Here is a 24,566-nt window from a genome sequence, read left to right as displayed (position 1 = left end):
GCCCTCCAGGCGCTTACCGCCGCCACCTCGAAGCGGTTGCCTCCCTGGATGCGGCCGGGGTTGGTGACCACCATCGACAGGACGGGGGACATCCGGAGGCCATAGCGAAGGCCGTGACCGCTCCCGGCAGCCCGCTGCGCGAGCCGCACGCCCGCAGGAGGCGGGCCGGCTCCGGCGGGCGGAAAGTTGCAGGTCATGCCAGATGTGCGAGTCTGATGCTGTGAGCATCAGCCGGCCAGCCTGCTCTCTTGACCCCCGCCCCCCCGATCATCCCTTACGGACGGGAGATCGGAGGAGATTATGCGGGGTGACAACGGGCTCGGGAGGTTTCGCGTATCCGCGCCGGCAGCCGGCGGCGAGCAGGCGTCCGCGGCGCGGCGGCTTTCGTCTGCGCTGGCCCAGGCACAGACCGTACAGGACGTCGGCCGTCTCGTTGTCGCCGCTCTGCGGGGGCCCCTGGGTGCCGATCGGGTGGCATTGGGCCGCCTGGAGAGCGACCGGTTGGTGGTCACCGCGATGCACCCGCCGCAGGCCGTCGCCTGGCCCGAGGCGTGGCGTGCCGAATGGCGTTCCGAGTGGCCCGATCCACCACTCCGGAGCATGCCCACGCTGCGGGCCGCGTTGCGCTCCGGCACCCCGCGGCTGTGGTCCGACACATCGGCCCTCGAACCCGCCCTCGCCGGCATCGGCCCCGGCGGCCTGGCCGTACTGCCCCTTCCGGCGGAAAGTCGAGGCGTCGGCGTGTGCATGGTCGGTTGGGACCGGCCGCACACGTTCGACTCCGAGGAGCGGTCCCTGCTGGTCCGGGCTGCCGATCTAGTCGGCCAGGCGTTGCTGCGCGCCGCCGCGTACGACGCTGAGCACGAACTCGCCGCCATGCTGCAGCGCACCCTGCTGCCCCAGCGGCTGCCGGCGCTGCCCGGCGGAGCGGCCGCCGCCCGCTACCTGCCCGCGATGCAGGGGCTTCAGGTGGGTGGCGACTGGTACGACGTCATCCTGCTCTCCGAGAACCATGTGGTGCTGGTGATCGGCGACGTCCAGGGCCACAGCGCGGCCGCCGCGGCGATCATGGGCCAGATGCGTACCGCGATACGGGCGTACGCCGCCGAGGGCCACCCGCCAGACGTCGCGGTCTCCCACGCGAACCGGCTGCTCGTCGGCATGGAGACCGACCTGTTCGCCACCTGCTGCTACGTCGACCTGGACCTGGAAGAGGGCGACGCCCTGTTCGTCTGTGCCGGGCACCCGCCGCCGTTGCTGCGGCTCCCGGACGGCAGCACGCAGGAGGTGACCGTCGACTGCGGGCCGCCGCTGGGGGTGCTGGCGGACTCCGAGTTCCCCATGACCACGGTCGCGCTGGCCCCCGGTACGGTCCTCGCGCTACTCACGGACGGTCTGGTCGAGTCCGCGCGGCTGCACATGGAAGACGGGCTGCGCCAGGTGCGCGAGGTGCTCGGCGCCGCCGACCCGTCCGACATCGAGAGGATCGCCGACGACCTGATCAGCGAGCGCGGACCGCCCGCCGATGACGTGGCGCTGCTGCTCCTGCGCTACGACGGGATGAAGGTACAACCCGTACGGGCCGGCTTCGTGGCGTGGCGGCTGCCCGACGCCGTCATGCACGCGCGCCGGTTCACCCTGCGCACCTTGCGCTCATGGCAGCTGGCGGACGTCGAGGATCTTGCGGACGCCGCCCTCCTGGTCATCTCCGAACTGGTCACCAACGCCCTGATGCACACGCAGGGTCCAGTGCGTCTCGACCTCACCCTCGCCGGTGGCCAGCTGCGTATCGCCGTCAGCGACTCGTCGCCGCGCGCGCCCGCCAAGCCGGTCGCCACGGACTGGGAGTCGACCGGAGGGCGGGGTCTTCTTCTCGTGGAGGCGGTGTCCGGCGCCTGGGGCACCGTCCCCGTCAGCGGCGGCAAGCAGGTGTGGAGCGAGGTCGCCGTGCCGCCGCACGAGCCGACGGCACAAGGGCCGGAAAGGGAGGCTTCACCGTGAGGATCCATGCCCGCACCACGGCACTCGCCGCGGCGGCCGTGACCGCGGCCCTGGTGCTCGGTGCCTGCGGCGCCAGCGCAGGTGCAGGCGGGGACGGAAGCGGCGGCAAGGACAACTTCACCGTCGGCGTGCTGCTCCCCGCCGGGGGCTTCGGCCGCTTCGGCAACTTCGACCAGCCCCTGCTCGAGCAGGGGATCAAGCAGCAGTGCCCGGATTGCCGGATAAAGATCGCTCTGGCAAAGGACGACCCCGCGACACAGCAGCAGCAGTTCGACGCCATGATCACCGGTGGCGTCCGGGTGGTGATCCTCACCGCGGTCGACGCCCATTCGGTGCGTTCGTCCGTCATTCAGGCCCATCGCGCCGGCATCCCGGTCGTCGCGTACGACCGGCTCGCCGACGGCCCGATCTCGGGGTACGTCAGCTACGACGGCATCCAGGTCGGCCGGCTCCAGGGCGAGGCACTGCTGAAAGCCATGGCCGACCGTGGCCGTGGCAACCACATCGTGATGATGAACGGCTCCACGACCGACCCGAACGCGCGCGACTACAAGCGGGGCGCGCTGTCCGTCCTCAAAGGCAAGGCGAAGATCGGCAGGTCGTACAACACCGTCGACTGGCAGCAGTCGAATGCCTACGACAACATGACCAGCGCCATCGCCGCGCTGGGCCCGAACGGCATCGACGGCGTACTGTCCGCCAACGACAACCTCGCCACCGGCATCATCAAGGCGCTCAAAGCCGCCCGGATCTCCCCACTGCCCCCGATCACCGGCCAGGACGCCGACCTTCCCGGCGTACAGCGACTCGTCACCGGCGAGCAGCTCATGACCGTCTACAAATCGTTCAAGCTCGAGTCGCGGACCGCCGTCGACATGGCCGTCGCTCTCGGACGCGGCCAGAGCCTCGACAAGATCGCCCGCACCACGGTCGACAACTCCACCGACAAGAACATCCCGGCCGTCCTCCTCTCGCCGGTCTCGGTGACCGCCGGCACCATCAAGAACACGCTGGTCAAGGACGGCGTGTACACGGTCGAACAGATCTGTGCCCCGAACCTCTGGGCGGCCTGCGCCAAGGTCGGGCTCACCCGGTGAGGTTCCGTGCGGGCGGCTGAGGGCACCCGCTCGTACAGGACAACACGTGACCGTTCCGACCGCTGGGGAGGTGAGTCCCGTGCCCGTCCAGCCCCTGCTGGCCATGCGCGGTATCTGCAAGCGCTTCGGCGCCATCCGGGCCCTCGTCGACGTGGAACTGGAGATCCGCGCCGGCGAGGTCGTCGCCCTGGTGGGCGACAACGCCTCCGGAAAGTCGGCCCTCGTCAAGGTGATCTCGGGAGTCACCCCCGCTGACCAGGGCACCGTCGCATGGCAGGGCCGCGACGTCCAGATCAGGCGCCCGTACGACGCCCAGTCCCTGGGGATCGCCACCGTCTACCAGGACCTCGCGCTGTGCGGCAATCTCGACGTCACCGGCAACCTCTTCCTGGGCCGCGAGATCCACCACGCCGGCGTCATCGACGACGTCGAGATGGAACGCCGCACCCGCGAACTGCTGAGCAGCCTGTCCATCGGCGGCCTCGACGAACGTGCCCCGGTGGCGTCCCTGCCCGGAGGCCAGCGGCAGATCGTCGCGATCGCCCGCTCGCTGCTCGGCAGCCCCAAGCTGCTGGTACTCGACGAGCCCACGGCGTCGCTGGGCGTCGATCAGGCCAACCGGCTCCTCGACCTGATCGAGGAACTGCGCGACAGCGGTCTCGGCGTCCTGCTGATCAGCCACAACATGGGTGACATCAAGGCGATCGCGGACCAGGTCGCGGTACTGCGCCTCGGCCGCAACAACGGCGTCTTCGATGTGAACACCACACCTCAGGAACAGATCACCTCCGCCGTGATCGGCGCCTCGGACAACGCGGTGACCCAGCGTACGACGAACCCGGACGAGGCCTGGCCGTGAGCGGCGGGAAGCGGCAGGACGAGACGCCACCCGCCCGGCAGACCGGTGGAACGCTCGGCAGAGCGCAGCTGACCAGGGAACATGCCGAAGTGGCCTGGCGCCTCCTGCGCCCCGGCGAGCGGAGGGCGCTCCCGGCCGTGCTCGGCCTCGGCGTCACTTGGCTGATCTTCCAGAGCCTCAACGGGAACTTCCTCTCGCCGCGCAACCTGTCGGGCATCAGCGTGGACATGGTCGGCACGGGACTGATCGCCGCCGGCCTGATCTTCGTGCTGGTGATCGGTGAGATCGACCTGTCGATCGGCTCGCTCAGCGGGCTCTCGGGCACCGCGTTCGCCGCGCTGAACGTCAACAACGGGGTGCCGGAGTGGCTGGCCGTCATCCTGGGGGTGCTCACCGGCACGGCGGCCGGCGCCCTCCAGGGGTTTCTCTTCGCCAGAACAGGTGCGCCCGCGTTCGCCATCACGCTCGCGGGCCTGCTGGCCGCGATCGGCCTGACGCTCCTGCTGAACCCCAACGGCACCATCGACATCAGCGACCACGGCATCGTCGCCTCGCTCACCAGCCGCTACTTCCAGGACGCGTGGGCTGGATACGGCCTGGCCGCGCTCGGTGTCGCCGTGTACCTTCTGACCGCCTTCCGGCGCGCCCGCCGCCGCAAGATCGCTGGAGTGCCGTGCCAGACGCTCAGCGCGATCTGGGTGCGGGTCGCCTTCCTCGCGGTGATCTCGTTCGCCGCCGCCTGGGAGCTGAACCGGTTCCAGGGCCTGCCGCTGGCACTCCTGATCTTCCTGCTCGTCGTCGCGGGTCTCGACTTCGTCCTGCACCACACGCTGTACGGGCGGGCGGTCATCGCGCTGGGCGGCGGGGTGGAGGCGTCCCGACGCGCCGGAGTCAACGTGTACCGGTCGCGGATCTCGGTGTTCATCGTCTCGGGGACCCTGGCCGCCGTCGGCGGGCTCTTCGTGACCTCGCGGTTCGTCTCCGCGACACAGATCTCGGACAACGGGCAGACGCTGATCAATGCCGTCGCCGCCGCCGTGCTCGGCGGCACCAGCCTGTTCGGCGGGCACGGCACCATCTGGTCGGCGCTGCTCGGCGTGCTGGTCATCCAGTCGATCGCCTCCGGCCTGGCGCTGCTGGGCACCGGGCTGCCTCTCCAGTTCATGATCACCGGCGGGGTACTCGCGGTGGCCGTGATCGTCGACTCGCTGCTGCGGCGCGCCCAGCAGGCCCGCGGCCGGGCCTGAGGGAGGGTGCGGACTCGTGGGTCCACGCAGCGTGGATCAAGCAGACCCATCGACCTACTTCCGCGGCTGGGAGAAACCAGCAGTCGAGCCCGGCGCGCGTGGTCGCGGGCCCTTGCGTTGCTCCGGGTGGGGTGGGTTGGCGTTGCGTGGTTGTTACTTGGCCTGGAAGCCGCCGTCGATTGAGGATGGCACCGGCGACGCAGGAGGACTTGTCCAACAGGAGCCAGGGGATGCCCTCGGCGGTCTCCGTGGGCTGGCCGGTTCTGGCACCCCGCCCTGGAACAAGATGGGACCTTGCGGGCGGGCGCTGAGGGGGCAGAACGGACCGGCATGGTCGACCTGGCCGGGCACCCCGCCGGCCCGCGCATCATCGTCCGGCGTGAGCGGGCGCGGGTCGCCAGATCCCGTGTCACGACCCTTGTGGGCGAATTAACGCCGTGCTAGCTTCCGTGCGTCGAACTGATTCAACAGCGGAGCTGGGTCATGCCGGTCACCATCGCGGACGTCGCCAAGCATGCGGGTGTGTCCCGCAGTACGGTCTCGTACGTGCTCAGCGGTAAGCGGAGCATCTCCACGAAGACCGCTCGGCGGGTCGAGGAGAGCATCAAGGCACTGGGCTTTCGCCCGCATCTGGGTGCCCAGTCAATCCGGACCCGTCGCACCGGCGTGATCGCCATGGCACTACCCATGGTCTACGGCCCGCACAACCAGGTGCAGATGCCCTACGTGTGGGCGGCTCTGTCCGCGGCCCAGAACAGTGGCCTGAAGATCCTGATGCTCACCGACGACGACGGCGAGGCTGCGATCCGTGACGTAGTCGGGGGAGCACTCGTCGACGGTGTGATGCTGATGGAGGTGCAGCGGAGCGACCCGCGCATTCCGCTGCTGACGGAACTCGGTTGCCCTGTGGTCGTCGTCGGTACCCCGGACGACCCGCACGAGCTTCCCCGAGTGGACTTCGACTTCGAGTGGGCCGGCCGGGCTTGCGCCGAGCACCTGCGCGATCTCGGGCATACCACGGTCGGCTATCTCGGGCAGGCACCGGAGGCGTTCGGCAGGGACGTCGCCTACGCGGTCCGCGAGCGCGAGGCCGTACTCTCCGCGCTCGCGGACCGCGGCCAGCGCGGGGTGTGGGCGGCCTGTGAGCCCACACCCGGCGGGGTCGTCCGCGCCCTGGACAGCCTGCTGGCTCTCGAACCGGACTTGACCGCGCTGATCGTTTACAACGAGCGCGTGCTGCCCATGGTGGTGGATCGGCTCTCCGGACTCGGGGCGCGCGTACCCGGCGACATCTCCCTGATCGCCATCTGCCCGGACGACGAGGCGGAGCGGTGCACCCCGCCGCTGACCTCGGTGTCACTGCCCGCCGAGGAACTCGCCCGGGTGGCGGTGGGCCTGCTGGCCCGCCGGATCGAAGGGGAGGACCTGCCGGCCGTGACGCTGCTGGCCCCCGCCTTAAAGGTCCGCGCCAGCACGGGTCCGCGACGCGACACCGTTCAGGACCGCGCGAAGAACTCCCAGCGGTAGCGCCGAGAGCCATTGGCGACTGCCGCTTCGTGGCCCATTGTCGAATCAATTCGATGAATCTTCAACTTCTGAACCGCCCAGCTTCTGCACCACACGTGAAAGGCATGTCATGAGCCGCACCAAGGGTCTTCTCCGTTCATACCGCTCACCGGTCAGATCCAGCACCCTGGCTGCCCTTGCCGTGGCCGGGGCCCTGACCCTTGCCGCCTGCGGCACGGGCTCCGGCTCCGGCGGGTCTGGCTCCGCCTCGGGCACTCTGACGGAGATCGACTACTACGACGCCGCCCCGCAGAACACCCAGCTGCCCTCCGTTCTCGACGCGTGCGGCACCCAGGTGGGTGTGAAGATCAAGCACCAGCAGGTGCCGCGCACGCAGTTCCTGCCCAAGCTGCTCCAGCAGGCCTCCGCCCGCTCGCTGCCCGACCTGGCCCTCATCGACAACCCGGACCTGCAGCAGCTGGCCGCCACCGGGGGATTGGCGTCGCTGTCCAAGGCGGGGCTGAGTACCGACGGCCTGTACCCGTCCATAGCGCAGGCCGGCCAATACCAGGGGCAGACATACGGCATCGCGCCGGGCGTCAACGGACTCGCGCTCTACTACAACACCGACCTCTTCGCCAAGGCTGGGCTCACGCCGCCAAAGACCTGGCAGGAGTTGACCACCGACGCCGCGAAGCTGACTCAGGGTTCCCGCTACGGCTTGGCCTTCAGTGCAGTCGGCAACGAGGAGGGCAGCTTCCAGTTCGAGCCGTTCTTCTGGACGGCGGGGGCGGACCTGAAGAAGCTGGACTCGCCGCAGGCCGTCCAGGCCCTGTCGCTGTGGAAGGACCTCGTCTCCTCCGGCCACGCCTCGAAGTCGGTGGTCACCTGGACGCAGGCAGACGTCAACGACCAGTTCATGGCCGGCAACGCGGCCATGATGATCAACGGTCCGTGGCAGCTCCCGACACTGAACGCCAAGAAGGGACTGCACTTCGGCATCGTGCCCATACCCGTCCCGGACGCGTCAGCGAAGCCGGTGACACCTCTGGGTGGCGAGGTATGGACGGTCGGGCGCAGCAACCCGGGACGTGAGGCCAAGGCGGTAGCCGTGGTCAAGTGCCTGCTCAGCAAGGACAAGAGCGCCCAGTGGTCCAAGGACGCCGGCTACATCCCCAGCAACCAGGAGGCCGCGGCGCAGCTCGCCGCGAGCCAGCCGCAGATGGCCGCCTTCGTCCAGGAGATCGCCACCGCCCAGGCCCGTACCACCGAACTCGGCGCCGCCTACCCCAAGGTCAGCCAGGCCCTCGCCGACGCCATCCAGGCCGCTCTGGCCGGCAGCGCCAGCCCGCAGTCCGCTCTGGCGCAGGCCCAGCGCACGACGCAGAACTGAGGCGGAACCCCCGATGTCCACCATCCTCCGCAGTGCCGCGTTCCGTCCGGCAACGCGTGGTCCGGATGCCGCGCCGGACGGACGACGAAGCCGCATCCGCGAGAAGGCCCCCTGGGCCGCACTGGCCTTCACCGCGCCGGCCTGGTTGTACGTGCTGGCCTTCTACCTGTACCCGCTGGCGAGCAACGTCCGGATGGGGTTCCAGAACTACACGGTGTCCTCTTTCTACACCGGGGTGGCACCGTATGTCGGCTGGAACAACTACCGGGCCGTCGTGCACGACAGCCACTTCAGCCAAACCGTGCTCAACACCGTGCTGTTCACCGCCGGGTCGCTGGTCTTTCAGTTCTGCGCCGGGCTCGCGCTCGCGGTGTACTTCAACCGGCGCTTCCCGCTGAGCGGTCCCCTGCGGTCGCTGCTGCTGGTGCCGTGGCTGCTGCCGCTGGTGGTGTCCGGCACCGCCTGGCGGTGGATCCTGGACACCGACTCCGGGGTACTCAATCACGTCCTGCTGCACCTGCACCTGGTCGGCCACCCCGTTCCGTGGCTGGCCAGTACCCACGACTCGCTGATCGCCGTGACGCTGGTGAACATCTGGGTCGGCATCCCGTTCAACATGGTGATCCTCTACGGCGGGCTGCAGAGCATCCCCGGCGAGCTCTACGAGGCAGCGGCGCTGGACGGCGCGGGCGCCTGGCGGCGGTTCCGGTACATCACCCTGCCATTGCTGCGTCCGGTCACGGCGGTGGTACTCACGCTCGGCCTGATCTACACGGTCAAGGTCTTCGACGTGATCATGATCCTCACCCAGGGCGGTCCCGCGGGCTCCTCGCAGACACTCACCACCTTCGCCTACAACCTGTCTTTCCAGCAGTTGGAGTTCGGCCGGGGGGCAGCGGTGGGCAATCTGCTGATCGTGGTCGCGGTGGTCTTCGCACTGCTCTACCTCCGCAGCACCCGCGAGCAGAGGAGGACCGCACGATGAGCGTCGTCACCCCCCGGCCACCGAGTCCGGCGGCCATCGCACCTGCCCGTGGCAGGGGCCTTCGAGTCCCCACGGTCGTGCACACCCTGATCGCGGTGCTCATCCTGGCCGTGATGCTCTTCCCGCTGTACTGGATGCTCAACGCTTCCCTGCTGCCATCGACCGACCTGGTCAAGAGTTCGCCCACGTGGATCCCGGTGCACGGCACGCTGCGGGGCTACCGCAACGCACTGTCCAGCCAGGGGGGTCACCTGCTGGTGAGCATGGTGGTGTCGGCCGGCACCGTGGTGCTGGTCCTGCTGGTCGCGGTCCCGGCGGCGTACGGCATGGCACGGCTGCGGGCTCCCGGGAGCCGGACACTCACCTTCGCCCTACTGGTCGCCCAGATGATTCCGGGCGTGGTGATGGCCAACTCCTTCTACACCGCGGCCAACCACCTTCGCCTGCTCGACTCGCCGATCGCGCTGATCCTGGCGGACTCCACCTTGTGTCTGCCCTTCGCCACACTCATCCTGCAGACCGCTATGCGCGCGGTGCCCGTCGAGCTGAGTGAGGCGGCGGTGCTCGACGGGGCGGGCCGGATGCGGACGCTGCTGTCGGTGATCCTGCCGGTGAGCCGGAACGCGGTGGTCACCGCGAGCTTGTTCTCGTTCCTGTTCGCCTGGGCGGACTTCTTGTTCGCGGTGACCCTTACCACGCGGGACGACCGGGCCCCGGTCACCGTCGGCATCTACCGGTTCATCGGCGCTCATCTCAGCGACTGGAACAGCGTGATGGCCACCGGAATCATCGCGTCTCTGCCGGCGGCAGTCCTACTGGTCGTCGCCCAGCGGTACGTCGCGGCCGGCGTCACCAGCGGCGCCGTCAAGGACTGACCGGGCTCGTGGCGGATCGCCGCCGCTCACCGCGGGGTCACGTCCACCCGTGCATCTCGCTCCATCTCGGCACCATTGAGGAGAACCACCTTGTCTCCCGCGTTCACTCGCACCCCGAACCGACTCCAGTGGCGACATGGCCACCATGTGCTCCAGATCGAGCCGTGGGGTCTTGACAGCATCCGTGTGCGAGCGGCCATGCACGGCATCGCCGAGGGGTTGCCCGGCGCGCTGGAACTGCCCCCCGGCCCCGCCGCATGCGACATCGCCATCCACGCCGACCGCGCGACAGTGACCAACGGATTGCTCCGCGTCTCCGTTGCGGCTCGCGACGGCCTGGTCACGGCCGTGCGCACGGATACCGGCGAGGAACTGCTGCGAGAGGAGCCGCCGCACTTCTGGTGGCCGGGAGCCCGGCATTTCGAGGCGGCGGGCGGCGGCACCTACCGGATCGAGCAGCGGTTCGCGGCCTACGACGGGGAGCGTATCCATGGGCTGGGCCAGCACGGGCACGGCCGGTTCGACCAGAAGGGCACCGTGCTGGAGCTCCAGCAGCGCAATGGCGAGGTGACCGTACCGTTCGCCGTCTCCAGCCGCGGCTACGGCTTCCTGTGGAACAGTCCCGCGGTCGGGCGGGTGGAGTTCGCCGCCAACGGAACCCGGTGGGTTGCCGACCGGGCTGCGCAACTGGACTACTGGGTCACTGCCGGCCGCACCCCCGCCGACATCCTGGCCAACTACGCCGACGCGACCGGCCACGCTCCCGCCTTCCCGCGCTGGGCATCCGGGCTGTGGCAGAGCAAACTGCGCTACCGCGACCAGGCCGAAGTCCTCGACGTGGCACGTGAGTACGCCCGGCGCGGGCTGCCCTTGTCCGTGATCGTTATCGACTACCTTCACTGGCGCCACCTCGGTGATTGGCACTTCGACCCAGATCACTGGCCCGACCCGCGCGGGATGGTGGACGAACTGCGCTCGCTCGGGGTGGAACTGGCGGTCTCGGTGTGGCCGTCGGTCAGCCCCTTGTCGACCGCTTATGCCGAACTGCGCGACGCCGGGCATCTGGTGGCGACGTACAACGGCGCGACCGTGCACGCCGACTGGCCCGACATTGACGACGCGCCCGGGGGCATAGGCGTGGCCTTCTACGACGCGACCGCCCCAGGCGCCCGCGCTGCGGTGTGGGCACGGTTGCAGGAGCAGTACTACAAGCTCGGCATCCGCGCCTTCTGGCTGGACGCCTGCGAACCGGAGATGCTCCCCGGCCACCCCCACAACCTCAGTTACGCCGCGGGCCCGGGCTCGCAGGTGGCCAACCTCTACCCGCGCGAGCACGCACGGGGCGTCTACGAGCACCTCACGGAGCAGGGCGAGACGGAAGTGCTGTCGCTGGTCAGGTCCGCGTGGTCGGGCTCGCAGCGGTACGGGACCGCGCTGTGGTCCGGTGACATCCCGGCGACCTTCGAGGCGCTGGCCGATTCGATCCGCGCCGGGCTGAACGTCGCCATGAGCGGTATCCCGTGGTGGACCACTGACATCGGAGGCTTCCACGGCGGCGACCCCGGCGACGAGGACTACCGCGAACTGATGGTCCGCTGGTTCCAGTTCGCCGTGTTCTGCCCGCTGCTGCGGCTGCACGGCCATCGCGAACCGCGCCAGTTCCAGGGCCCGATCGGTACCGGCGGCGGCCCCAACGAGATCTGGTCCTACGGCGAGCGTGCCGAGCAGGCGATGACCACCGGCCTCCAGCTGCGCGAGCGCCTGCGGCCGTATCTGCACCGGCAGTTGGAGGCGGGGCGGGCCGTGGGGTTGCCGCTGCTGCGCCCGCTGCTGCTCGAATTCCCCGACGACCCGAACGCCTGGGACCTTGACGACCAGTTCCTGTGCGGCCGGGACCTGCTGGTGGCCCCGGTCATCCGGCCTGGAGCGCGCGAGCGCCGGGTCTACCTGCCGGCCGGCGCCGACTGGACCGACCATGCCACCGGCGTCGTTCACCGCGGCGGCACCTGGACGACGGTGCCCGCTCCGTTCGACTCCGTCCCGATCTTCTTGCGGGACGGGGCAGAACCCTTCAACCCTCTCAGGGAGGACTGACATGTTCAGACCTAAACTGCCCCTCCACCCTGCCTCGCGAGACCGTCGGCGTTCCCGCGCGGTGGCCGGGCTGGCCGCGCTCGCAGCCGCCGCCCTCACCTTCGGGACGCTCAGCACCTCCACGGCGGTCGCGGCAACGACCACGGTGTCCGTCAACCTCGCCGACCAGGGCGCCGCCCCCAACCATGCCGGCTCCGGCTTCCTGTATGGCCTCAGCCAGGATGGCTCCGGCCCCGCCGACGACTTGCTCGAGCCCCTCAAGCCCACTCTCTTCCGCGGCGGTGGCGCCCGCATCGACGGACACGGCTGGATCGGCGACAACTACCAGGCTGGCCCCGGTTACAAGGCCCGCATCAACTCCGCCCTTGCCCAGGCCCGGCGGGTGACCGCCGAGCCGTACAACGCCACCTACCACCTGCTCGTGTCCGACGTGTGGGGCGCCGACACGACGCAGCCCTCCAACACCGTGTGGCCGTGTGCCAAAGGCGACTGCGCCAACTACAAGACCTTCATCGACCAGGTCATCTCCGACGTGAAGGCATCCGGGGTCAAGGTCAGCTACGACATCTGGAACGAGCCCACCGGCGCCGGTTTCTTTCCGCCCGGAATGAACACTGCTCAGTACTTCCAAGTGTGGGACACCGCGGTGCGTGAGATCCGGCGACTGCAGCCCGGCGCACAGATCGTCGGCCCGTCCTGGTGGACATACGACCGCAACGTGCTGAGCACCTTCCTCCGCCAGACCAAGACCGACGACACCCTCCCCGACGTGCTCAACTGGCACTTCGGGGGTGACCCCGCCGTCGACGCCGCCAACGCCCGGCAACTGGTGGCCTCCCTCGGCATCCCCCCACTCCCGATGACCGTGAACGAGTTCACCCATTCTGCCCAGCAGAATCCCGCCAATGGTGCGTGGCTGCTGTCCCGCCTCTCCGTCTCAGGCGTCACCGCCGCAGCGCACGCGATCTGGAACGACTGCTGTGTCGCCGGCAGGCTTGACGGAATGCTGGTCGACGGTAAACCCACCGGCGAATGGTGGACCTACCGAGCGTATGCCCAGCTCCGCGGCCACCAGCTCGGCACCACGGCAAGTGGAGGCATCGCGGTCGCGGCTAGCCTGAGCCAAGGCGAGAACAAGGCTTTCGCACTCATCGGCAACAGCTCCGGGCAAAGCGGCCCCACCACAGTGGACTTCCAAAACCTCCAGGCCGCGCCCCATCTGGTGCGAGACGGCAAGGTACACGTCAAAATCCAGCGGATCCCCAATGAGATGCCGCTGAAGACCCCATACACCGTGTTCGACAGCGACTTGACCCCCGACGGCAGCACCCTGCAGGTACCGGTCAACCGTCTCAGCGGCACCGACGCGTACACCGTGACCCTGACCCGGGGTGACGGTAAGTCCGGACCGACCGAGCCGGGCCCCGTGGTCGTGGACGGCGCCGACACGGGGGCCGACAGCCCGGACCACTTCTCGTACGACGCCAACTGGGGAGTAGCCACAGGCATCAGTGACATGTACAACTCGACCGCCAACTACTCCCACACCGCCGGCGCGACCGCCACGCTGCACTTCCAGGGCAGCCAGGTCGCCCTCCACGCGGTCCGAGACGTCGACCAAGGCATCATGTCCGTGGTCTTGGACGGCAGCACGCCGATCACCATCGACAACTACGCCAGCAGCCGCAACGCGTCGGGCATCGTCTGGACCAGCCCTGTGCTCACCCCCGGACCCCACACTGTCACCATCGTCAACACCGGTCAGCGCAACAACGCCAGCAAGGGCATCAACATCGCCCTCGACCGCGCCGATGTCAACTGAGGTCTGTTGCGAAAGTGCTGGTCAAAGCCACTCGTTGGTGGCCGCGACCAGCACTGTCCCCTCGTAACGTACGGCCAACTTGTCGTATCTGGTGGCCACCGCGCGGTGCCGTTTCAGCCGGTTGATCCTGCACTCCACCGCGTGGCGCTCCTTGTAGTCCTCCTTGCCGAAGGCCGGCGGTCGGCCGCCTCGTGAGTCGAGAGCTTCTTCCCCACCGGCAGCAACGGCTCCATAGGGCCCACTGCCGGTCCGTCAGATCACCTCGCACCACTCCATGATCATCCCAATTCAAGATCCACACCGACGTGACCGCCGCGCTCGCAGCTCACCGGGCGGGTGGACCGTCACCCGCAGCCGGCGGCCGCCGACTCCGCCCCGGTTCGCGCGGGAACGTCGGCCACCTTCACCTGGGACGTCACCGCACCGGCCACCCCCCCCGGCAAGGTGAACCCGCTCACCACCACCGTGCGGTTCGACCAGCGCGGCGCGGGCGGAGACCGCCACAGACGAACGGATCGTCGGGTCGCTCCCCACCCCGTCGCCCGCCGGCACCAGCCAGGTCAGCGACCTGTCCTTCCTGTCCGAGACCAACCGGTGACGGGCAGGTCCTCGTCATGTCCGACGGCAACGGCAACGACCACGGCGACTGGGTCATCCCCGTCCTCACCTGCAGCCAGGAGATACCCCTGAACCTCGCTGTGGGCGATTGTCGCGTCGTCGCTCACCGCGGCCCACTTTTCGCCTCGTGACCTATGGTGAGTCGGCCCTCTTTTACGATGCCGACTCGATTTTCGGCATGCGGTTTCCCGTTTTCCTGTCTGACTAGTGGCCGACGGCTGGTCTGGAGGAAACGTTACTAACCGAGAGTTCGTTACCGGACAGAATCTCTCGCCACTCTCGCCTGCTCGCTCCGTTGCCCATCTGAGCATGATGCGCCGTTCTTTTTGGCGCGTCCTGTTCTTCTCAAGTTCACCCTGCATGATCCGCGCGCGCGTAGGCTGCCGCTCGGTCGAAAAAGCGACCTCGCTCGGCGAAAACTGCCGCCCACTTCGCGGCATTGCCTGAGGGTCACCATTCCCGCCAGCCCGTCGTCATCCAGGTTCTGGTCGATTCCGCGGGACGGGAATGACTGTGCCTCAGCAACTCCGGCACCGCAGTGGTCTTCCCTGTGGTGCCGGTTTGTGCGCCACTTTCCGCGCGGCCCCATCAGGGTCGTGCGACGGTGTGGCGTGCCGTGCGCCACCCATCCGCAGATTCTGGGATACGAGTAGAGAGAAGTGCGACCATGGAGTTTCCGCGACCGATGGGCCGCGGCGTGAAGGCCCTGATGGCCTGCACTTTGCTGGCGTGTACCGCGCTTGCAGGTGTGGCCACCACGGCTGCGGCCGACGACCCCCCGCCCGCAGCCGGCCAGTCGGTGTCGACCGAGGCCATGCCGCGGCCGGACCATGTGGTCATGGTCATGATGGAGAACAAGAGCTACGACCAGATCCTCGGACGGCCCTCGGGCAATCCGGGCGACCAGGACCCGTACATGAGGTCGCTGGCTGCCGAGGGGGTGACGCTGACCAACTCGCACGGCATTCAGCACCCGAGCCTGCCGAACTACTACGCACTGCTGTCGGCGTCGAACATCGTGACCACCAACGACTATCCGGCGCCGTCGTCCGTGGATACCGACAACCTGGCCAACGAACTGGTGACGCACGGGTACAGCTTCTCGGACTACGCCGACCAGGCACGGCCCACCCAGTGGTTCCGGTTCAAGACCACGCCGGGTACCGCACAGAACCTCAACCCCATGGACAAGCGCCTGGCGCAGTTCCCCTCGACGCCGGACGGCTTCGCCTCGATGCCCACGGTCTCGTTCGTGGTGGGGAACGGCCACGAGAGCTCGCACGACGGCTCCATCGCGGAAAGCGATGCCTGGGTGAAGTCGAAGTTCGACTCGTACATCAACTGGGCGAAGACGCACAACAGCCTGTTCATCCTCACCTACGACGAGGACGACGGCGGTCCGACGAACCAGATCCCAACGATCATGGTCGGGCCGATGGCCAAGGCCGGCAGCTACGACGAGTACGTCAACCACTACAGCGTCCTGCGCACGGTGCTGGACATGTACGGGCTGCCGCACATCAACCACACCGCCGACGCCGGGATCAACACGGTCAGCGACGCCTTCGACCTGTCCAGGACCGAGCACCTCAGCGGCCGAGCCGGCCGGTGCGCGGCGGACCAACCGACCGGTGAAGAGGGCCATGACGCGCTGAGCCTGCGGCACTGCGAGTCTGCCGCCAACCAGCAGTGGATCCGGCATGCGGACGGCACTATCCGTGTGAAGGACCAGTGCATGACTGCCACAGGCGGTGGCACCGCGATCACACTCGCCGCCTGCGATGGCACCGCCCCACAGGTCTGGCAGCCCCAGAACGACGGCTCTCTGATGAACACCGCATCCGGGCTCTGCCTGGACGACCCCGGTGCGAGCATCAACAACGGAGCCGCGTTGGATCTGAAGGACTGCGACGGCACGCTCGGCCAGAAGTGGCACGTGCCCAGCTTCGTCCCGCCGCACCAGCTCACCCTCGGCGGTTCAGTGGTGGTCAACCCCGGCTCCGCAGCAACAGTGACAACGACCTACACCAACAGCACAAGCCCCACCCCGCTGAAGGACGCCTCCATCGGACTCACAGTCCCCAACGGCTGGTCCGCAAAGGCCACCACTCCCACCGACTTCACCGCCATCGCGCCCGGCAAATCGGCCACGACAACCTGGACCGTCACCGCGCCGGCGGATGCTGCACCTGACAGCTACCCGCTGACCATGCAGGCCACCTACGCGGGCGCGGCGAGCAGCGATCAGACGTCTGCGCGGATCACCGTGCCCTACGCCTCGGAGGCAGCGGCACGCAACAACGTCGGTATCAGCGACAACAACACGCCCGGCGCGGGCAATATCGACGGCGGCAACCGGAGCTTTTCGGCACAGACTCTCGCCGCAGTCGGTCTCACCCCCGGGGCCAAGGTCACCCACGACGGCCTGACGTTCACCTGGCCCAACGCCGCCCCCGGCACGCCGGACAACATCAACATCGTTGGCAACGGCCAGACCTTCCCGCTCACCGGACCCGGTGACACGCTCGGTTTCCTGGCCACCGGCGCCGGTGACACTTCGGGTGTCGGCACCATCACCTACACCGACGGCACCACCCAGCCCTACTCCCTCACCATTAATGACTGGACCAGCACCAGCGCCGCACCCGGCAGTGACACCCTGGTCGTCCTCCCGTACCGTAACCGCAGCGCGGGCGTCCAGAACCTTCCCGTGCGCATCTACGGCGCGACCGTGGCCCTCCAGCCCGGCAAGACTGTCGCCTACCTGACCCTCCCTAACGCGGCGGGTATGCACATCTTCTCCACCGCAATCGGCTGACCAATTGGCCTGTTGGCCCCGGCCGGCATCGCTACCGCGGTGCCAGTCGGGGCCACGAGCCGTGGTCGGGCTACGACGACGTCGGCCTGTCGGCGTGGCCTGCTTGGCAGTACCTGGACGGCGCCAGCGACTATGCGGCGGGCCAACCCCCACGGGGCCAGCAGCTCGTGCCCGACGTGGACGGCGATTCGGCCTCCGTGGTCGACCTCCACCGCGACACCGCGAGCGGCCCGACATCGGTGTTCACCCGCACCGGTCTCGCGGCCAAGCTCGTAGCCTGGCTGAACATCCGGCAGCCGGCCCGTGGGACGGCGGACGACCAGCTGTCCGGAGCGGGGACCGACGCGGTGACACCACCGCTCTCGGTCCTCGTTCTTCGCTCGTTCGACCCGCTTGTGCGGTTCGAACGAGCGAAGGCCCCCCAAAGCCTCGGCGATCGGAGTTCACCCCTGGGTAGCTCCAGGGCGAGGCCCATGACGAAGTACCGCTGGAACACCAGACAGCCCCTCGTTGCGGGCCCGGTAAATCAGCATCGCCACCAGCTGCTCGTCCGACATCACACGCGACGGTGCCTGAGCCACCTGCTCGGCCTGCTCGTTCTCCACGGCGGTCTCCATCGTCAGATCCGCCGCTGATTAGACACTCGCCGCCCCCTCCGGACGCCGCGCTACCAGCGCATGCCGAGCGCGGTCAGTTCCTGGTGCCGTTCTTCGCTCAGTTTGTCGGCTCGCCTGCGGGCGTTGTCGATGAACATGCCCAGCTTGTAGGGCACGCCGTCGACCTCTTCGACGTGCTTCCTGGGCACCTGGAGGTGGCCTTCGCGGGTGTGGAACTGCCGTGCGGCTGCCGATGTTGGCGGCCCATTTGTCGGCCTGTGTGCGGGGCGCCTGTGGGCGTTCGTCGGGTGTCGCCGGGGAGAGGTGGAGCATGTTATCGAGCATCCAGGCCTGCGCGGGCTGCGGTTGGCCCCAGTTGAGTCGTTGGGCTTGGCCCCATGCGCCGAGGTCTTCGCTTTGGAGGGTGGTCTGGCCTGGCTGGGTGGGTACGGGGCCCGGGTGGTGATGAGTGTGCGGCGTAGGCGGTAGCAGCGCTGCCTGGCGACTGGCCGCCAGGCGGGGCACCAGGACGGGTCGATGGCTTCGAGCGCGTCCCGGCGTTCCTCGGTGAGTGCTCCGGTGGTGGAGCCGGCAGGCTGGCCGGCCTCGCGCCGCGCCTCGCTTCTGCCGCTCTTCCTGCCCCGCATTCGGATGGTTCTCCCTCCAGACGCCGATGGGGATGCCGTTCCCTGGTGGCGGTGGTGGGTGGAAGGAGCCGTCCGTGCTTGGCTGCCGATGGACGGGCCGGCCGCCGCCGCGCGGCCTCGGTCGCGAACTCCTCCAGGCCCTTGCCTGGGCGCTCGACCGCGAGGGCCGACGTGGTGTTGAAGTCCCCGGCGGCGGGTGGACACGGCCAGGTGCCGGTTGCCACTGACGCTGTGACGGGCCCGAATCAGGGTAGCGGCGTGCCGATGTCCCCGATCTATAACAGAACGTGCCTTGAATGTCGCTTTGAGTGGCTGACCGGTGATCGTGGTGACGCCTCGGCGAGCGTGCCGAGGGCGTGTACCACCGGCGCAGTCTCCGTGTTGTGCCGTGCACGAAAGGGGACTTCAGTGTCCCGTCTCGCTTCCCGTCTTGCTGCGACCGCTCTGGCTGCAGGTGCTGTTCTGGGTGCTGCGGCGTCGGCTGCAGACCACGGCCGGCACCACCCGCGGCAGCGCTCGCAGATGGTGCCGGGGGGCGAGCCAGCACGACAGCCCCGGGCGCGGCAACCGCAGCAACGCGTCGCTGAACGCTGAAATGGCCATCTTCGCCTGCGTACGCTCCTGGAGGCGCTGACGGCTCGCCTCCGGCTGCTCGGCGACGTCCTCCAGCGCGAAGGCAAGCCGCTGAGCCACGAGCCGGGTGTCCTTGGCGATGTCCCTGGCGGCTACGCGATTCGCTGTAGGCGGCTTGCTGGGTACGGACTTTCACGTAGCGCGAGTGACGGCCCCTGCTCAGCGATGGAGTTCGTGCCGTGGCTTCCTTCCTTCACCACATGGGCCGGTTCGCGTTCCAGCGCCGCTGGCTTTTGCTGTTTCTGTGGTTGGCGGTGCTTGGTGGCGTGCTCGCCGTGGGGTTGCGTGCGCCCGCGGCGCCCTCGGAAAGGAAACGTCCTCGATCCCGGGGGCGGAGTTCCAGAAGGCGAACGACCTGATCCGTGTCCACTTCCACGCCAACCCGAACGGGGCTCCGGCGCAGATCGTCTTCGTCGCCCCCCAGGGGCAGAAGGTCACTGCCGCCCACTATCAACCGGTCATCGATGAGGTGGCCGCCGAGGCGGCTCGTTCACCGCAGGTCGCGAGCTCCGATACCCCGCAGCAGAGCGGCCAGGTCAGCCGGGACGGGTCGACCGCGATCGCGGACGTCCAATACAAGGCGGGTGGCCATGAGTTTGTTCCGCTTTGACGGACACCGTGCGGCGCTTGTCCCGCGACGGTGCCAGGGTCGCGTTCGCGGGGCTGGGATCCGAAGAAGCGCACGCCCTGGAACGGGAACTGGGCGAGCAGGGCTTCGACGCGTGGGGCGCAGCCGTTGACGTACGGAGCCCGACTGAGATCGCCGACTTCACCGCCCGAGCGGCCCAGAGATTCGGCACCCCCGGCATCTTGGTCTACTCCGCGGGAATCCAGCGGTACGGGACGGCGCTGACGACCAGTGAACAAGTCTGGGATGAAGTATCTGAAGGGTGCCAACCTGGCCGTGCACTCGGTCATCCAGCACATGCTGGACGGCGGGCCCGGATCGATCGTCCTGGTGTCGTCGGTCCAGGCGAGCGCCACGCAGAAGAACGTGACGGCGTACACGGCGAGCAAGGCGGGGATGCTCGGCCTCATGCGAAGCCTGGCCATCGACTATGCCGCCGACCGGATCAGGGCCAACGCGATCCTGCCGGCTTCGATGGACACGCCCATGCTCCGGGCGTCCGCAGCCCAGGTCGCCGGCACACCGGCCGAGGCGGAGAAGGTGGTCCGTGCATGGGGAGAAATGCACCCGCCGGGCAGGGTCGCCCAACCGGAGGAGATCGCCGAGGTCATCGCCTTCCTCGCCAGTAACCAGGCCAGCTACGTCAACGGCGTCGAGTTGCGCGTCGACGGCGGACTCCTCGCCGGGGTGCCCCTCGTGGCACCTGCCAAGGACGATGCGTGACTGTGTGACCGGCCGCCCCGGCACTGCGCCCGGCTTCACTGTCGGTGCCGGGGCGTCCCCCCCGCCCGATGTCTCGGCGGAACCCTTTCAGTGTGGCCACCGATCTTCACCTAGTCACCGACAGGAACGGACTGCCACTGCCACCAGGCATGGAGCGGCCGGCGCCGCGCGGGCGCCGGCCGCTGCCGGTGTCAGCCGATGGCGGTGGAGAAGATGTGCATGCCAGTCGCGTTCGGGAGGGTGAGGTAGGCGATGGTCTTGCCGGGCTGGAGGGTCACAGTCGCGGCGTAGATGTGGACGGGGATGTTGGTGCTGCCGCCGCGGCTGGCATTGCGGCGGGGAAGGGTGGCGAGGAGGTCACTGCCGGCGGCCGCGGTGGTGCTGGTCCAGTCGCTGATGGCGAGGGTGTAGGCCTGGGTGGTGCCGTCGGTATAGGTGATGGTGCCGGTGCCGGAGTCGTTGCCGGCGCCGCTGGCCAGGAAGCCGAGCGTGGTGCCCTGCCCGGTCATGGCGATGGCCTGCCCGCCGGCGCTGGCGTTGTCCGGGGTTCCTGGGGTGGTGCTGGGCCAGGTGAAGGTCAGGCCGTCGTGGCGGACCTGGGCGCCAGGGGTGAGGCCGGCCGCGGCGAGGGTCTGGGCGGAGATGCTGCGGCCGCCGCCGTCGAAGTCGGCCGCTGCCGGGTTGCTGTCGTCACTGATGCCGTCGTTGTTGAACGTCGCCGCCAGGCTCGGATGAGCGACCGTCAACACCAGGGGGCTGCCGGTACTCCCGGGTCCCTTGGGGTAGGACACCGACACCACGCTGGTTTGTGTGCCAGGAGCGGCGCCGGCGGGGATGTGCACCGTCCACGACCTCATCGCCGCGGCTCCGGCGGCGATCGTGCCGACATCGACCGTCGCAGTGGAGGTGGTCCAGCCGGACGGCAGCCCGAGAGTCGCGGTGACCCCGGACATCGTGGTCGTGCCGGGGTTCAAGACGACCGCGGTCATCGTGACCGACCCGCCCGGACTCACGACGCCGCTACCCGCCGTCAGCATGGCCTCCGGAGCGACGCCCACGGTTCCGGTCGTGAACGTGCGCTGGGCGTCGGCGACTCCGGGGCCGCCCTTACCAGTGACGGTGAAAGTGACGTCTTTCGAGGTCTTCGGGATGCCGGTGATGCCGCCGGTGTCGGGGTTGAGCGTCAGGCCCGCGGGCAGCGAGCCGCGGGTGACGGAGTAGCGGACCGTTCCCGGGCTGTTGGTCGCCACCCGCGCTTCGTACAGCTTTCCCTTGGCCAGCGCGGGCAGACCGGTCGTGGTGAACGCCGGGGTCGAGGCCGTGACGGTCTGGGCGGGGCCGATCGGGTTGCCGGAGGCGTCCACCTGCTGCAGCGACCACTGCCGGTCGGCCGTCACCTCGCCGAGGTGCCAGTAGGTGCTCTGATCGGCCATCAGCTTCTGCTGCGCGGGAGTGAACGCGCCCGCACTGGTGGCGGAGTCCCACACCTTGATCGCATGGAGGACGTTGCCGGTGTTGGAGCCGTTGGCCAGGCTGCTGGCACTCGTCTGGTACCAGCCGAAGCGGGCACCGAGCGAGGCGGCACGCGCCATTTCGGTCTCTATCTTCACCGTGGAGTCGTTGCCGGAGATCGGGAGCGATCCGGCCATCGCCGGCAGGTAGTTGGCCCGGTAGAAGTTGACGTTCCTCGTCACCTGGTCGTAGTTGGAGTCCGACCAGCCGAGGCCGCCCCAGCTGATCCGGGACTGGGCGTCCCAGGTGTTGGACGAGGGGTTCGCCGCCTCGCTGATGAAGCCGTCCTTCGACGCTAGCTGGCGGTAGACGCCGTTGACCATGTGCGCCATGCCCTGGCCGCCCCAGCCGCTCCAGGACGCCGACTCCAGTCCGTCGTAGGACGTGTCGCGGATGCCGGTGGTGTTGTAAGCGGTGGCCAGCCGGGTGGCGATCTCGTCGATGATCGGCAGGCTGCCGGTCGCCCCGCCGTATTCGTCCTCGTTGATCCGCGTTGCGGGGGTGCCGGCGGGGTAGGACTTGGCGGCGGAACTCCACTGCCCGCGCTTCAGGCCGGTGAACTGCCACTCGGTGTCGCTGACCTTGGTCCTGCCGCTGAAGGTGACGAACTCGTCGCCGATCCGCAGCCGCGAGCCTCCGATGTTTCCGCCGCCTCCGGAGTCGCCGTCGGCGTACAGGGTGGTGTCCGTGGCGGCGAGCGGCCTGGTCAGCTTCACCGTCTCGCCGACGGCCAGCCGGGGGTCCGCCGAGGTGATGTACGGATCGTTGGCCGTGATGAAGTCCGACAGGGTGTGGACGCCGACTCGCATGCCGTCGGCGGTGGCCTTGGACACCATCTGCGCCGCGGCGGCGTCCGATCCGCCGAAGTTCGCGTTGAACTGGTAGTGGCCGGTCGACGTCCACGGACCGGCGGCGCCCTGCACGGAGTAGACGTTCTTGATCCCCGCCTGCTTGGCGTAGCCGATGTACTGGGAGAGGTTCCCGGTGCTGAGGTCAGCCAGCGACAGGAAGGGCTGCCGGGTCGCCTCGGCGGTCTTCTCCCACTGGCCGTTGATCGTGGGATAGGGCAGGCCCTGGCCCCGGGCGATCTGGCTGGACACGCTGAGCACCATGTCCGGCGAGGTCCCGAACAGCGCGAGCTTCGAGCCGACGATCTGCCCCTCGGGCCCGGCCAGCGGACCGAGCGGGATCTGTCCCGCGCGGATCCGGGTCTTGCTGTAGTCGTAGGTGTAGGCGCGCAGCATGCTGCCCCACGGCGTCTTCGCCCCGGCGGCCCAGTCGTTCTGCGAACCGGCCTCACCGTAGGGCTTGTTCAGGACGTCCGAGCCGAATCCCGACGAGTCGAACTCCTGGGGCCAGGCGCCGACGGTCTTGTCGTTGAGGGGGTGGAGCCCGAGGGCGAAGTAGCGGTCCGAGACCACCCCGGCATCCTGCCCCACCGTCTCCGACACATCGGTGGGCAGGGGGCCCCACAGCAGGGTCTCGACGTCGACGCCGGGTGCGGGCGTCAAGCCGATGACCTCCAGGGTCGAGTAGGTCGGGTAGTGGACCTCCTTGACCTTGACGGTAGCCTTGGCGCCCTTGAAGACCAGGGTGCCGTGGGCCGATTCCTTGACCGAGGTCGGCAGGTCCTGCCGGCCGTCGGCGACGACGCTCACCAGCGGCGCCGACTTGCCCGGAGCGAGGTAGTTCGTGCCGGTGCGCAGGTCGACCAGGCTGGTCACCAGTCCGTTCGTGCTCAGGCCGATCGACAGGTAGCCGGCCGTGATCCGCAGCGGGGCCGCAGCCACCGCCGGGGTCGGCGCCAGCGTCAGCAGCGGCGCAGCGACCAGGGCGGCGGCCACGGCGTACGCCGTCAGTCGCGGCCCCGGTGTTACTCGGTTTCTCATGGTTCCTCCTCTGTGCGCGCGCCGGTCGGCCCGGCGCGCGGCCTGAGTGGGGGTTGGTGATCCCCTGGGGTGAGAGCTTCACGGCGCTGGAGGCCAGTACAGCGGCATCACCAGCGGCGACGCCGGGAGCAGGACAGCTCCGAGCATCACGCCGAACACGACCTGCCATCCGGTGAGGTCGTGATGGGCCAGTGTGTGACCGGCCGTGGGCGACACCAGGGTCGCCACGGCTGCGCCGACACCGGCGTAGAGCACGGTGTTGAGCATCCAGCGGCCGGAGATCCCATCGTCGATGGTGAAGGGTTGTTCGAGGTGGGTGACCAGGCCGAAGTCGGAGAACCACAGGGCCGGCCGCTGAACAGCGCGGTGCTGCTCATGGTGGAGGAGACGATGAGCCACCGCAGGGGAAGTAGTCTTGGCCTGCTGGATGCCGAACGTCTTGAACAGGTCAGTGCGGTAGGACATTCCGATCGGCGAGGAGTCCATCGGGATGCCGTACACTTTGCCGCCGACCTGCACACCGTTCCAGGCCACTGGGGCTGGTGGAGCGTGTTCTTCTGAGGCGATGCCTTCGACGTGAAGTCCATCAAGGTGCCGTCCACCACGAAGCTCGGGATCGACTC

17 protein-coding genes and 3 pseudogenes are annotated in these 24,566 nt (G+C 68.7%); 14 read left to right on the top strand and 6 right to left on the bottom strand.

What is annotated here, in order from left to right; all coding sequences use genetic code 11:
* Positions 1-279 precede the first annotated feature (279 nt).
* The 10 genes and pseudogenes from ACH4TG_RS09430 to ACH4TG_RS09385 form a co-directional block, all read left to right on the top strand.
* Positions 280-2,001 (top strand): annotated as a pseudogene (locus ACH4TG_RS09430) (SpoIIE family protein phosphatase); the annotation flags it as partial.
* Positions 1,998-3,098, top strand: a complete 1,101-nt coding sequence (locus tag ACH4TG_RS09425; protein WP_398241577.1) for a sugar ABC transporter substrate-binding protein — start codon at positions 1,998-2,000, stop codon at positions 3,096-3,098. The pseudogene ACH4TG_RS09430 and the gene ACH4TG_RS09425, both read left to right, overlap by 4 nt.
* 79 nt (positions 3,099-3,177) lie before the next feature.
* Positions 3,178-3,957: an ATP-binding cassette domain-containing protein gene (locus ACH4TG_RS09420; protein ID WP_398241576.1), complete on the top strand. Its 780-nt coding sequence runs from the start codon at positions 3,178-3,180 to the stop codon at positions 3,955-3,957.
* Between the two features lie 89 nt (positions 3,958-4,046).
* Positions 4,047-5,204, top strand: coding sequence for a sugar ABC transporter permease (locus ACH4TG_RS09415; RefSeq protein WP_398241575.1), 1,158 nt, complete (start codon positions 4,047-4,049; stop codon positions 5,202-5,204).
* Between the two features lie 483 nt (positions 5,205-5,687).
* Positions 5,688-6,731, top strand: coding sequence for a LacI family DNA-binding transcriptional regulator (locus tag ACH4TG_RS09410; protein WP_398241574.1), 1,044 nt, complete (start codon positions 5,688-5,690; stop codon positions 6,729-6,731).
* A gap of 181 nt (positions 6,732-6,912) precedes the next feature.
* Positions 6,913-8,103, top strand: coding sequence for an extracellular solute-binding protein (locus ACH4TG_RS09405; protein WP_398241573.1), 1,191 nt, complete (start codon positions 6,913-6,915; stop codon positions 8,101-8,103).
* Between the two features lie 13 nt (positions 8,104-8,116).
* Complete coding sequence (locus ACH4TG_RS09400) at positions 8,117-9,088, top strand: carbohydrate ABC transporter permease (protein ID WP_398241572.1); 972 nt, start codon at positions 8,117-8,119, stop codon at positions 9,086-9,088.
* Between the two features lie 113 nt (positions 9,089-9,201).
* Entirely contained in the window at positions 9,202-9,963 is a 762-nt protein-coding gene (locus tag ACH4TG_RS09395; protein WP_398241692.1) for a carbohydrate ABC transporter permease, read from the top strand.
* Between the two features lie 186 nt (positions 9,964-10,149).
* Positions 10,150-12,057 carry a TIM-barrel domain-containing protein gene (locus ACH4TG_RS09390; RefSeq protein ID WP_398241571.1) on the top strand — a complete coding sequence of 636 codons (1,908 nt, stop codon included), beginning with the start codon at positions 10,150-10,152 and terminating at the stop codon, positions 12,055-12,057.
* Position 12,058: 1 nt separating this feature from the next.
* Positions 12,059-13,879: a beta-xylosidase gene (locus ACH4TG_RS09385; protein WP_398241570.1), complete on the top strand. Its 1,821-nt coding sequence runs from the start codon at positions 12,059-12,061 to the stop codon at positions 13,877-13,879.
* A 21-nt stretch (positions 13,880-13,900) separates the two neighbouring features.
* Here the strand turns inward: ACH4TG_RS09385 and ACH4TG_RS09380 are convergent.
* A pseudogene (locus tag ACH4TG_RS09380) lies at positions 13,901-14,068 on the bottom strand (IS5/IS1182 family transposase); the annotation flags it as partial.
* A gap of 1,096 nt (positions 14,069-15,164) precedes the next feature.
* Between ACH4TG_RS09380 and ACH4TG_RS09375 the strand changes: the two are divergent.
* Positions 15,165-17,315, top strand: a complete 2,151-nt coding sequence (locus ACH4TG_RS09375; protein ID WP_398241569.1) for an alkaline phosphatase family protein — start codon at positions 15,165-15,167, stop codon at positions 17,313-17,315.
* 443 nt (positions 17,316-17,758) lie between these two features.
* Here ACH4TG_RS09375 and ACH4TG_RS09370 read toward each other — a convergent pair whose 3' ends face one another.
* The 3 genes from ACH4TG_RS09370 to ACH4TG_RS09360 form a co-directional block, all read right to left on the bottom strand.
* Complete coding sequence (locus ACH4TG_RS09370; RefSeq protein WP_398241568.1) at positions 17,759-17,920, bottom strand: hypothetical protein; 162 nt, start codon at positions 17,918-17,920, stop codon at positions 17,759-17,761.
* 62 nt (positions 17,921-17,982) lie between these two features.
* Positions 17,983-18,558: a helicase associated domain-containing protein gene (locus ACH4TG_RS09365; protein WP_398241567.1), complete on the bottom strand. Its 576-nt coding sequence runs from the start codon at positions 18,556-18,558 to the stop codon at positions 17,983-17,985.
* A 405-nt stretch (positions 18,559-18,963) separates the two neighbouring features.
* On the bottom strand, positions 18,964-19,251 hold the full coding sequence (locus tag ACH4TG_RS09360) for a hypothetical protein (protein ID WP_398241566.1): 288 nt from the start codon (positions 19,249-19,251) through the stop codon (positions 18,964-18,966).
* Between the two features lie 184 nt (positions 19,252-19,435).
* On the opposite strand from ACH4TG_RS09360, the gene ACH4TG_RS09355 reads away from it, so the two are divergent.
* From ACH4TG_RS09355 to ACH4TG_RS09345, 3 genes and pseudogenes are all read left to right on the top strand, one after another.
* Complete coding sequence (locus ACH4TG_RS09355) at positions 19,436-19,801, top strand: MMPL family transporter (protein ID WP_398241565.1); 366 nt, start codon at positions 19,436-19,438, stop codon at positions 19,799-19,801.
* An 8-nt stretch (positions 19,802-19,809) separates the two neighbouring features.
* Positions 19,810-20,013: pseudogene (locus ACH4TG_RS09350) on the top strand (SDR family NAD(P)-dependent oxidoreductase); the annotation flags it as partial.
* Positions 20,014-20,065: 52 nt separating this feature from the next.
* Positions 20,066-20,542 carry an SDR family oxidoreductase gene (locus tag ACH4TG_RS09345; RefSeq protein WP_398241564.1) on the top strand — a complete coding sequence of 159 codons (477 nt, stop codon included), beginning with the start codon at positions 20,066-20,068 and terminating at the stop codon, positions 20,540-20,542.
* 191 nt (positions 20,543-20,733) lie between these two features.
* Here ACH4TG_RS09345 and ACH4TG_RS09340 read toward each other — a convergent pair whose 3' ends face one another.
* Both ACH4TG_RS09340 and ACH4TG_RS09335 read right to left on the bottom strand, forming a co-directional pair.
* On the bottom strand, positions 20,734-23,943 hold the full coding sequence (locus ACH4TG_RS09340) for an NEW3 domain-containing protein (RefSeq protein ID WP_398241563.1): 3,210 nt from the start codon (positions 23,941-23,943) through the stop codon (positions 20,734-20,736).
* Positions 23,944-24,021: 78 nt separating this feature from the next.
* Positions 24,022-24,477, bottom strand: coding sequence for a hypothetical protein (locus ACH4TG_RS09335; protein ID WP_398241562.1), 456 nt, complete (start codon positions 24,475-24,477; stop codon positions 24,022-24,024).
* Positions 24,478-24,566 lie beyond the last annotated feature (89 nt).

Origin of the sequence: Streptomyces sp. NPDC020917 (assembly GCF_044333795.1) — a bacterium.
GTDB lineage: Bacteria > Actinomycetota > Actinomycetes > Streptomycetales > Streptomycetaceae > Actinacidiphila.
The sequence above is the reverse complement of the archived record's forward strand: the minus strand, read 5'-3'. Positions and strand labels throughout refer to the sequence as shown.